Below are 11283 nucleotides of genomic sequence, written 5' to 3'. Positions count from 1 at the left end.
CCGTCAAGGGACCGCGGCCCTCGGCCGGTCCGCGCGAATGCGAGACTGGCCGGGCACGGCCCGTACCGCGCGCACGCGGTGGGCCCACGGACGGCACGGGAAGACGGCACGGAGGCAGCACGATGGACGAGGCACGCGCGCGGGACGTACTGGCCGCGGCGGGGGTGCTACCGGGCCCGGCCGGCCGGGCGCGGCTCCTGGCCCTCGGCGAGAACGCGGTGTTCACCGCCGGTGACCTGGTGGTCAAGGTCGGCCGGGACGCCGAACTGCTGCCCCGGGCCCGGCGCGAGCTGGCCGTCGCCGGCTGGCTGGCCGCGGCGGGCGTGCCCGCGGTGCGGGCGGCCGGGCCGGAACCGCTGCTGGTCGACGGCCACCCGGTGACCGTGTGGCACCGGCTGCCGGAACCCGTACGGCCCGCCGAGCCGCGGGACCTGGCCGCGCTGCTGCGCATCGTGCACGCCCTCCCCTCCCCTCCGTTCGCGCTGCCGCCCCGCGAGCTGCTGGGCGGTGTGGAGCGCTGGCTGCGGCTCGCGGGCGACGCGATCGACCCGGAGGACGCGGCCTATCTGCGGGCCCGGCGCGACGGCTTCGCGGCGCGGGCGGCGGCGCTGACGCCGCGTCTGGCGCCGGGGCCGATCCACGGTGACGCGCTGCCCCGCAATGTGCACATCGGGCCGGACGGGCCGGTCCTGGTCGACCTGGAGACCTTCTCCGCGGATCTGCGCGAGCACGATCTGGTGGTCATGGCGCTCTCCCGGGACCGGTACGGGCTGCCCGCCGAGGCGTACGACTCCTTCACCGAGGTGTACGGCTGGGACGTGCGGGAGTGGGACGGCTGCGGGGTGCTGCGCGGGGCGCGCGAGACGGCCAGCTGCGCGTGGGTGGCCCAGCACGCCCCCGGCAACCCGAAGGCGTCGGCCGAGTTCCGCCGCCGGGTGGCGTCGCTGCGGGACGGGGACGAGACGGTGCGCTGGTACCCGTTCTGAGCCGGGGCGCCGGTGACCGTCCCAGGCCGGGGCGCCGCTGACCGTTCCGGGCCCGGCGTCCCAGGGGAGGCGGCGCCCGACCGCCCGGCCTCCCGGCCGGTTCCTAGGCGGGCTGACTCTCGGTCAGTCCGCGCAGCGGCCAGGTGCCGTCCACCACCGCCGACTCGTCCCCCTTGCGCCGCAGGAACGCCTGGAAGTCCGCCGCCCACGCCGCGTACCACTCGATCTGCCGTCGGTGGAGCTCCGCGGCGCCCAGTGCGGCGACCTTCGGGTGGCGGCCGGCTATCGCGGAGGCGAGCCGGGCCGCGGCGAGGGCGTCTGCGGTGGCGTCGTGGGCCGCGTCGAGCACGACGCCGTACTCGGCGCAGACCGCCTCCAGGTTCCGCTTGCCGCGGCGGTAGCGGTCGACCCAGCGGTCGATGGTGTACGGGTCGATGACCGGGGCCGGGTGGGTGCCGCCCAGCCGGTCGGCCAGCGACGGCAGCGCGTACCGGTGCAGTTCCGCGGAGAGCAGGGTGAGGTCGAAGGCCGCGTTGTAGGCCACGACCGGGACGCCCGTCCTCCAGTAGGACACCAGGACGTCGGCGATGGCGTCGGCGACCTGGTCGGCCGGGCGGCCCTCGGCCGCCGCGCGTTCGTTGCTGATGCCGTGCACCGCGACCGCGTCGGCCGGGATCGGCACGCCCGGATCGGCCAGCCATTCCCGGCGCCCCAGGGGCTCACCGGCCCTGACCTCGATCACGGCACCCGTGACGATGCGTGCCTCGCGCGGATCGGTCCCGGTGGTCTCCAGGTCGAAGCCGATCAGCAGCTCCCGGTGCCAGCCCATGGCGGCCCCCCTTCTCGGTGGTGCTTTCCCCCAGTGGCCTCCACCATCGCACGGGGCACTGACAATCCGAGGAGGGGCTTCCGGTTCCCGGTCCCGACGGTCAGGACACAGGCCGTGAATCCGCCCAAGCCAGCTCGAACTCCTCGCGGTATGTCGGGAAGAGTCCACCTTCACCCACATCGTCCGACTTGACCAGCTTGCTGCCGTTGCGCAACACCAGGACCGGCGACTCCATCCCGCGCGCCCCGCGCAGATAGGACTGCACCACGGCGATGCCGTCGGCGCCGTCGCCGTCCACCAGGTAGGCGGTGAAGCGGGGCGTCTCGTCGTACACCTGGATCTCGAACGCGCCGGGGTCGCGCAGCCGGGACCGCACACGGCGCATGTGCAGGATGTTCATCTCCACCGAGCGGCTCAGTTCGCCCCGTTTCATCCCCAGTTCGCGCTCACGCCGCTTGACCGAGCTGGAGGCCGGGTTGAGGAAGAGCAGCCGCACCCGGCAGCCGGACTCGGCGAGCCGGACCAGGCGCCGTCCGGAGAAGTTCTGCACCAGCAGGTTGAGTCCGATGCCGGTGGCGTCGAGCCGGCGGGCGCCGCCGAAGATGTCCTCGGCCGGGAACTGGCGCAGCAGCCGCACCCGGTCGGAGTGGACGGCGACGACGTCGGCGTATCGGTCGCCGACCAGGTCCTCGACCGCGTCCACGGGCAGCCGGCGCGCCGAGGGCACGTCGCCGCCCGCGCCGAGCATCTCCAGCAGCCGCGCGGAGGCCCGTTCGGCCTGGCTGAGCACCGCCTCGGACAGCGCCCGGTTGCGGGAGACGACGTTGCGGGTCACCTCCAGCTCGTCCAGGGCGAGTTCGAGATCCCGGCGTTCGTCGAAGTACGGCTCGAAGCACGGCCAGTGCTGCACCACCAGCTCGCGCAGCTGTGGCAGGGTGAGGAAGCTGAGCACGTTGTCGTCGGCCGGGTCGAGCAGGTAGCCCTTGCGGCGGCTGACCTCGCGCACGGCGACCGCGCGGTGCACCCACTCCTGTCCGGCCGGACCGGCCGCGGCCACCACCCACTCGTCGCCGTGCACCGGTTCGTAGACGGGGCGCAGCACGGCCGCCACGACCGAGCGCAGCCGCTGTTCGACGAGGTTCAGCCAGATGTAGGCCCGGCCGGCCCGCTGGGCGCGGGTGCGCACCTCGCGCCAGGCGTCGGCGTCCCAGTCCAGCTCCGGCCCGATGGAACCCGCGTCCATCGGCCGGGCCAGGGACACCGCGCCGGGCGGGACGTCTGTGGAGTTCCCCTCGTGACCCTCGTCACCAGGAGGCAGCTCCAGCCCTCCCGAGCCCACCCGTGCACCGCCTTCCGCCCCCGGGGCCTTTCCCGTCTCAACGATCAAGGAAGGGTACTCCGCGAGCGGTCGGCGGTGCAGCCGGATGGACAGGTCGGTTTCCCGACCGATGCCCTCAACTACGCCATTCCCAGTGTCCGTTCTGCCATGCCAGGTCCTTCGGAGTGAGCGGATTCATAGCCGTGACGTCGCGCGGGGCGATGGCGAAGCCCTGCCAGTGCACGGGCATGGGCTGCTGGTCCTCGTCCCGGGCGATGTGGTGGAAGCCCACGTTCACCCAGACCACGGGATGGGTGAGGGGCTGCCCGTCGGTCCACTTGTCGACGGAGTCCGGGTGGCCGCCGGCGCACATCGGGTTGTGGCTGGCGAACAGCTCGCACTTGTCGTACTCGGTGACGTAGAGGTCGTGCCTGGTGAAGGCGCGGCCCGGGTACTTGGTGGTGGGGCCGGGGACCAGCTCGTAGGAACGGGCGTGCCCGTCCTTGTTCCTTCCCCTCGCGCTGACCATCCGCCACCAGCGGTAGGTCTTGTAGTCGCCCGCGAACTCCTTGGCGAGCCTGGTGCGGGTGGTCCTGGCGGTCGGGCCCTCCTGCCGGCCGGAGGGGGCGCTGACGGTGGAGTCGTACTGCTCGACCTTCGTCTTCGAGGACCCGTCGAGGCCGAAGTCGAGCCGCCAGAAGACGTTGTGGCTGTGGCTGGTGGAGTAGTCCCGGGCGCCCTTGCCGATGGGCCAGCCGCGTCCGTCCTGGGCGTTGTAGTCGTCGAAGGAGAGGCTGCCGGTCGCGCCGACGTTCATGCTGATCGTGCCGTCGTCCTGGAAGCGCCACTCGGTGATGTACTCGTACCAGCCGACCTGGTTGACCGTGTAGACCAGCAGGTCCTTGCCCTGCTGCTGGTAGGTCTTCTCCACCGCCTGGAAGAGGTCGTGCATCCGGTAGGCGTGACCACGCGAACGGGTGGCCGTGCACAGGCCCTTGACGTTCGGGTGGCTCGGGTCGCCGTCCGGGACCTTGACGCTCCTGATGGTGCCGCCGGGGCACTCGCCGGGTGCCAGCTCCATCAGTTCCTGGGCGTAGTTCTGGCCCGTCAGGTCGTAGTACTCGTGCCGGCCGTCGTCGTACGGCACGTGGATCTGGGCGAGCCGGGCACTGTTGAGGACCTTGATCGGCTTGGTCTCGCCCCGGGGCTGGTAGGAGACGTCCTCCAGCACGAGGCCGGCCTTGCTGTCGTAGCGCCAGCACATCCGCCAGGTCGTGCCGGTGGTCAGCTTCTGTTCGATGGTGTGGGCGGCGCCGCAACCGGCGGCCTCGGCGGGCGCGGTCCGCGGCCGGGCGGCCGCCGGACCGGCCGCGGTCGTCACGCCGGCGGCCAGCGCGGCCAGACAGGCCGCGACGGCCGCGCAGCCACGGGCGGCTCGGCTGACGGTTCGCGTCCGGACGCCACCGGAGTGGTACGGGCCGACGGTTCGCGTCCGAACGCCGCCGGAGGGGTGCTTTTCGGGCATGAAGGAACGACTCCCTTGCCGGAGGTACGGGTGGGAAGGCGGGCGGCGGCCGGTCAGCCGCGGTCGAGGGCAGCCACCTCGCGGGCGCTCAGGTCGATCACCAGGTCCCTGGTGTCGATCCACGGCCCGTTCCTGACCTTGGAGAACAGGCGCACGCACCGGTGCGCTCCGCAGTCGTCGAGCGCCGCGGACCGGGCGCCCGGCGCGGCCTGGTAGATCCCGCCGCTCAGCTCCAGCTGGCCGGGCGAGGTGAGGTCCCGGCCGGTGGCGTCCTTGTAATCCGCCTTCAGACCCGCGCCCAGCGGGGCGGCGATCAGTATGCGGGCCGCCTCGGCGTTCTCCGCGCGGCTCGGCGGCGGCTGGACGCCGCGCCGGCTGCCGGTGTGCTCCACCTTCCCGCCGTCCAGGTCGACGGTCCTGGTGACGAGGGTGTCGGTCGCGTAGTCGTAGAAGGTCACGTCGGCCCGGCGCGGGGCGTCCGGGGCGTCCGCCTCGGCGGCCTCGGGCTCGGCCAGGTCGACGCTCAGCCGCTCGGGTCCGCGGCCTCCGCCGGCGCTCCGGCCCGCGGCCGACAGCCGCCCGGCCACGGCGATCTTCTCCGCCCGCCGGATCTCGTCGTCGGTGAGCGGGTCCCGGCCGGTGCCCCGCTTCCCCTCGGCGGGCGGCCGCTCCACCACGCCGGGCGGCGCGGCGTCCGGGTCCTGTCCGGCCCGCCCCGCGGCCCGGGGGCCGCCGCCGGTCCCGCCGGTCCCGCCGGTCTCGTCCGCGCCCGCCGTGCCCGGCAGGGTGACCGCGACCATGACGGCGGTCCCCACCGCCGCCAGCGCCGCACCGGTCAGTACTTTGCCCAGATGGCGGTGGACTCTCTCGCGCACAGCTTCCCCCTGCTCCCCCTGGTCCTCCGGGAGTACGTGTCTGCCCCGCTGTTTCGGCGCTCGGCGGGTACCAGAACCGCCGTGCGCACTGGTCGGTGGGGAAGAGGCGGGTAAGGCACCGCGGGTTGCGTCACTTTCGGACAAGACGCGGGGCCGACGCGGCCCCAGGCGGACGACACACCTGGGAGAGTCGTATCCATGCAGGTCTGGCCTGGAGAGGCGTATCCGCTCGGCGCCACCTATGACGGCGCCGGCACCAACTTCGCGGTCTTCACGGAGGCCGCGGACCGAGTAGAGCTGTGTCTGCTGCACGACGACGGCTCGGAGACGGCGGTGGAACTGCGCGAGAGCGACGCGTTCGTCCGGCACGCGTACGTGCCGGGCGTGATGCCCGGACAGCGGTACGGGTTCCGGGTGCACGGCCCGTACGACCCCGGGCGCGGGCTGCGCTGCAACTCGGCGAAGCTGCTGCTCGACCCGTACGCCAAGGCGGTCAGCGGGTCGGTCCGCTGGGGAGAGGAGGTGTACGGCTACCACTTCGGCGCGCCCGACGAGCGCAACGACCTGGACTCGGCGCCGCACACCATGACCTCGGTGGTGATCAACCCGTACTTCGACTGGGGCGACGACCGCCCGCCGCGCACCGGCTACCACCACACCGTGATCTACGAGGCCCACGTCAAGGGCCTGACCATGCGTCACCCGGGACTCCCCGAGGAACTGCGCGGCACCTACGCGGCGCTCGCCCACCCGGCGATCATCGACCACCTGACCAAGCTCGGGGTGACGGCGCTGGAGCTGATGCCCGTGCACCAGTTCGTCAACGACCACCGGCTGGTCGACATGGGCCTGAACAACTACTGGGGCTACAACACCATCGGCTTCTTCGCCCCGCACAACGCGTACGCCTCCTGGGGCGACCGCGGCCAGCAGGTGCTGGAGTTCAAGTCGGCGGTCCGGGCGCTGCACGAGGCCGGGATCGAGGTCATCCTGGACGTGGTCTACAACCACACCGCCGAGGGCAACCACCTGGGACCGACGCTCTCCTTCAAGGGCCTCGACAACCCGTCGTACTACCGGCTCACGGACGACCCCCGCTACTACATGGACACCACCGGCACCGGGAACTCGCTGCTCATGCGGTCCCCGCACGTCCTCCAGCTGATCATGGACTCGCTGCGGTACTGGGTGACCGAGATGCACGTCGACGGCTTCCGCTTCGACCTGGCGGCCACCCTGGCCCGGCAGTTCCACGAGGTGGACCGGCTGTCGTCGTTCTTCGACCTGGTCCAGCAGGACCCGGTGGTCTCCCAGGTGAAGCTGATCGCCGAGCCGTGGGACGTGGGCGAGGGCGGCTACCAGGTGGGGAACTTCCCGCCGCTGTGGACCGAGTGGAACGGCAAGTACCGGGACACGGTCCGCGACCTGTGGCGGGGCGAGCCGCGGGCGCTGGCCGAGTTCGCCTCCCGGCTGACCGGCTCCTCCGACCTCTACCAGGACGACGGCCGGCGCCCGCTGGCCTCGATCAACTTCGTCACCTGCCACGACGGCTTCACCCTGCACGACCTGGTGGCGTACAACGACAAGCACAACGAGGCCAACGGCGAGGAGAACCGGGACGGCGAGAGCCACAACCGGTCCTGGAACTGCGGGACGGAGGGCGACACCGAGGACCCGGAGGTGCTGCGGCTGCGCGCCCGGCAGATGCGGAACTTCATCGCCACGCTGATGCTGTCCCAGGGCGTGCCGATGATCAGCCACGGGGACGAGTTCGCCCGCACCCAGCGCGGCAACAACAACGCCTACTGCCAGGACAACGAGCTGTCGTGGATCCGGTGGCCCGAGGAACGGAGCGAACTGCTGGAGTTCACCCGCGCGATGGTGTGGCTCCGCCGCGACCACCCCGTCCTCCGGCGGCGCCGCTTCTTCCACGGGCGTCCGGTGGAGGGCACCCACGACGAGCTGTCCGACATCGCCTGGTTCACCCCGGAGGGCAGTGAGATGACCCAGGACGACTGGAACGCGGCGCAGGTGTCCGGGCTGACGGTGTTCCTCAACGGCAACGCCATCTCCGAGCCGGGGCCGCGCGGCGAACGCGTCTGCGACGACTCCTTCCTGCTGATGTTCAACGCCTCGCCCGAGCCGCTGGACTTCGTGGTGCCGGTCGACCACGGCCGGCAGTGGCAGGTGGTGGTCGACACGGCCCGCCCGGAGGGGGTGCCGCCGGGGACGGGCGAGAAGGTGGCGGCCGGCGACCGGGTCACCCTGCCGGACCGCAGCCTGACGGTGCTCCAGCGACCGGCGCGCTGAGGCGGGCGGCACCCGCGTCTCGCCGCACGCGCGCGTAGGGGGCGCGTACTGGGTCCGGGGGCCCGGGGCGTACGTCGTCGGGCGTACCGTCACGGCGAGGGCGAAGTCCGGACCGGCCGCCGTGCCCGCCGCCGCGGGACCGTGCGCCTCGGCCGGGCGCCCGGTGCCGGCGACCGCCAGCGCCCTGGCCGCCGACCAGGACGCCGGCGGCGATCCCCGTCGCGCGCTCATCACCCCCGTGGCGGCGTACACGATCCCCTCCTGCTCCTCCCGCCCGAGCCCCACGGTCAACGCGGTGACCCCGGCCTGGCAGGCACCGCCCATCGCCCCTGGAGGGCGAACGCGGCGAGCGGCGCGGGGACGCGGCGGGGCACCGGGGGGGCGGGGCGCACGGACCGCACCCCCACGCGCGCGGGACGGCGCGGCAGCCGGGACCGGGACCGGGATCGGGCCGTGGCCAAGGCCGGGGCCGTGGCCGGGACCGCAGCCGGGACCGGGGCCAGGGCCGGGACCGGGGCCGGGGCCGGGACCGGGGCCGAGGCAGGGGCCAGGACCAAGGCCAGGGCCGAGGCCAAGGCCGTGTGGGCGGGAGCCGGCGCGCGGGGCGTCGGGTGGGGGCCAGGGCGCTGCCGTGGAGCGGCATCGGCGCCGCCGCGACCGTGGCGTAGGCCGGATGGGCGAGCACCGCGGGCCAGGCCGACGAGCGCCGGACCGGGCACGACCGACAGTTCGTCCGGGGTGCTCTCGAAGCAGAGCGCGGCGGCACGCCGCCGACCAGCACGGCCGCCGCCGAGCGAACCGCTGCGTGCGGCGCCGCGCCGGCTTCCCCGGGGCCCCCATCGCCCGGAATCGCTCGGGACCAGACACGCGCGCGTGATCCGGGCGGCGGTCGATGACACGAAAGACGGTGAGCGGGGTACGTAGGTTCCCATGACTTCAGCGCGACCCGGACCGGGGGTGCCCACGGCCACCTACCGGCTACAGCTCCAGCCCGCGTTCCCGTTCGCCGCCGCCGAAGCGGCCGTGCCGTACCTGGCGTCGCTCGGCGTCTCGCACCTGCATCTGTCGCCGGTCCTGGAGGCCGTTCCGGGCTCCGCGCACGGCTACGACGTGGTGGACCACGCGCGCGTACGCGCGGAGCTGGGCGGCGAGGACGGCCTGCGGGCACTGGCGCGCACCGCGCGGGAGCACGGTCTCGGCCTGGTGGCGGACATCGTGCCGAACCACATGGCGATGGCGCCCCGGCACAACCACGCCCTGTGGGAGGTGCTGCGCGAGGGCCCGGAATCGCCGTACGGGCGCTGGTTCGACATCGACTGGGAGGCGCAGGACGGCCGGGTGCTGCTGCCGGTGCTCGGCGGCCCCGTCGGCTCGGAGCTGGAACACCTGGTGGTCGACGGCGACGTACTGCGCTACCACGACCACGTCTTCCCGTTGCGGGCCGGCACCGGGCACCTGCCGCTGCCCGAGCTGCTGGACGCGCAGTGGTACCGCCCGGTGTGGTGGCGGCTCGCCCGCACCGAGCTGAACTACCGGCGGTTCTTCAGCATCTCGGAGCTGATCGGGCTGCGGGTGGAGGACCCGGAGGTGTTCGACGCCACCCACGCCAAGATCCTCCAGCTGCTCGGGGAGGGCGTGCTCGACGGGCTGCGGGTCGACCACCCCGACGGGCTCGCCGACCCCGACGGCTACCTGGCGCGGCTGCACGAGGCGACCGGCGGACGCTGGACGGTGGTGGAGAAGATCCTCGCCGACGGCGAACGGCTGCCGGCCTCCTGGCCCGTCGCGGGCACCACGGGCTACGACGCCCTGCGGCACGTCGACGGCCTGTTCACGGACCGCACCGGGGCGTACGAACTGCAGGGGCGCTACCGGGCGTTCGCCGCGCCGCAGACGGACCGGGGCGGCAACTGGGAGGCCACGGTCCGGCGGGCCGCGTACAAGGTGCTCACGCATGAACTGGCCACCGAGACGGAGCGGCTCACCCGGGTGGCCGCCCGGCTGTGTGCCGCCTCGCCCGACCTCTCGCTGCGCGACCGCGCCCCCTGGGCGCTGCGCACGGCCGTGGAGGAGCTGCTGGTCCGGCTGCGGGTCTACCGGCCGTACGCGTCCGGCGACGCCTCCGCCGTGATCACCGAGGAGGCGGCCGAGGAGGCCCGGCTGGCCTTCGTCGTGCCGGAGGAGGCCGAGGCGGTCGGCATCGTGCGCCGGCTGCTGGTCGAGCCGCCCGTCGACCCGTCGGCGCCTGACCACGCCGACCGGGTGGAGTTCCGCACCCGGTTCGCGCAGACCGCGTCGGCGCTGCGCGCCAAGGCCGTCGAAGACACCGCCTTCTACCGCTACGTGCCGCTGCTGCCGGCGGCCGAGGTGGGCGGCGACCCGGGCAACCCGGGCGTGCTCCCGGAGGACTTCCACGCGTACTGCGCGCGCGTGCAGCGCGACTGGCCGCTCACCGGCACGGTCGTCACCACGCACGACACCAAGCGCAGCGCGGACGTGCGCGCGGCGCTCGCGGTGCTCACCGAGTGCCCCGGCCGGTGGGCGCGGCTGCTGGCCGAGGCGAACCGGCCCGAGGAGGGCGTGGGCGTGCCCGACGGACAGCTGGCCTGGGCCGCCTGGCAGACGGCGTTCGGGCTGGGCCCGGCGGCTGAGGAGCGGGTCCGCGAGGCGCTGCTGAAGCACGTCCGCGAGGCGGGTATGTACACCAGCTGGACGGAGCGGGAGCCGCCGTACGAGGAGGCGGTCGGGGCCTTCGTCGCGGCGGGCCCGTGCGGGCCGCCCGGCGAGCGCGTGGCGGCCTTCCGCAAGGCGCTGGAGCCGCACATCCGGGCCAATGTCCTCGGCACCGCGCTGGTCCACCTGACGATGCCGGGGGTGCCGGACGTGTACCAGGGCACGGAGGGCGAGTACCGGGCGCTGGTGGACCCGGACAACCGGCGTCCGGTGGCGTTCCCGCCGACGGCGCCGGGTGAGAAGGAGGCGCTGACGGCGGCGGCGCTGCGGCTGCGCGCCCGGCGCCCGGACGCCTTCGGCCCGGACGCGTCGTACGACCCTTTGCCGGCCGGGGGCCCGGCGGCCGAGCACTGTCTGGCGTTCGCGCGCTCCGGTGCGGTGGTCACGGCGGTGACCCGGCTGTCGCTGCGGCTCGCGGAGACGGGCGGCTGGCGCGAGACCTCGCTGGCGTTGCCACCCGGCCGCTGGGCGGACGCGCTCGCCCCGGAGCGGGAGTTCACCGGCGAGGTACGCCTGAGCGAACTCTTCGACCGCCTGCCGGTGGCCTTGCTGGAGCGGGTCACGGAGGACTGAGGACGGGAGGGTGAGGAGGACGGCGAGGACGGGGGTTGGACCGGGAGCGGGGAGTGCGGGCGCGACGCACGGGCGTGGGCCTCCGGCGCCGGGTGGTGCGGGCCCCGCGCCCGCCCTCCGCCACCACACACGCC

7 protein-coding genes are annotated in these 11283 nt (G+C 73.9%); 3 read left to right on the top strand and 4 right to left on the bottom strand.

Going from position 1 to position 11283, the window contains the following annotated elements:
- Window positions 1-122 precede the first annotated feature (122 nt).
- Window positions 123-986 (top strand): phosphotransferase enzyme family protein, encoded by an 864-nt coding sequence (locus IF37_RS0104020; RefSeq protein ID WP_030736184.1) that lies wholly within the window; start codon window positions 123-125, stop codon window positions 984-986.
- Window positions 987-1089: 103 nt separating this feature from the next.
- Here the strand turns inward: IF37_RS0104020 and IF37_RS0104015 are convergent, their stop codons facing one another.
- From IF37_RS0104015 to IF37_RS0104000, 4 genes are all read right to left on the bottom strand, one after another.
- Window positions 1090-1815, bottom strand: a complete 726-nt coding sequence (locus IF37_RS0104015; protein WP_030736177.1) for a 3'-5' exonuclease — start codon at window positions 1813-1815, stop codon at window positions 1090-1092.
- Between the two features lie 100 nt (window positions 1816-1915).
- Entirely contained in the window at window positions 1916-3154 is a 1239-nt protein-coding gene (locus IF37_RS0104010) for an SAV2148 family HEPN domain-containing protein (RefSeq protein ID WP_030736174.1), read from the bottom strand.
- A 115-nt stretch (window positions 3155-3269) separates the two neighbouring features.
- Window positions 3270-4658 (bottom strand): copper amine oxidase, encoded by a 1389-nt coding sequence (locus IF37_RS0104005; RefSeq protein WP_079165545.1) that lies wholly within the window; start codon window positions 4656-4658, stop codon window positions 3270-3272.
- Window positions 4659-4711: 53 nt separating this feature from the next.
- Window positions 4712-5533 carry a hypothetical protein gene (locus tag IF37_RS0104000; protein WP_030736168.1) on the bottom strand — a complete coding sequence of 274 codons (822 nt, stop codon included), beginning with the start codon at window positions 5531-5533 and terminating at the stop codon, window positions 4712-4714.
- A 198-nt stretch (window positions 5534-5731) separates the two neighbouring features.
- Here IF37_RS0104000 and glgX point away from each other — a divergent pair, with 198 nt between their 5' ends.
- Both glgX and treY read left to right on the top strand, forming a co-directional pair.
- Window positions 5732-7843, top strand: coding sequence for a glycogen debranching protein GlgX (gene glgX / locus IF37_RS0103995; RefSeq protein WP_030736165.1), 2112 nt, complete (start codon window positions 5732-5734; stop codon window positions 7841-7843).
- A gap of 930 nt (window positions 7844-8773) precedes the next feature.
- A complete protein-coding gene (treY, locus tag IF37_RS0103990) occupies window positions 8774-11149 on the top strand; it encodes a malto-oligosyltrehalose synthase (RefSeq protein ID WP_173456715.1) in 2376 nt (791 codons plus the stop codon).
- Window positions 11150-11283 lie beyond the last annotated feature (134 nt).

The organism is Streptomyces sp. NRRL S-31 (assembly GCF_000718775.1).
Classification (GTDB): Bacteria; Actinomycetota; Actinomycetes; order Streptomycetales; family Streptomycetaceae; genus Streptomyces.
This window is presented reverse-complemented; position numbering and strand designations above follow the sequence as displayed.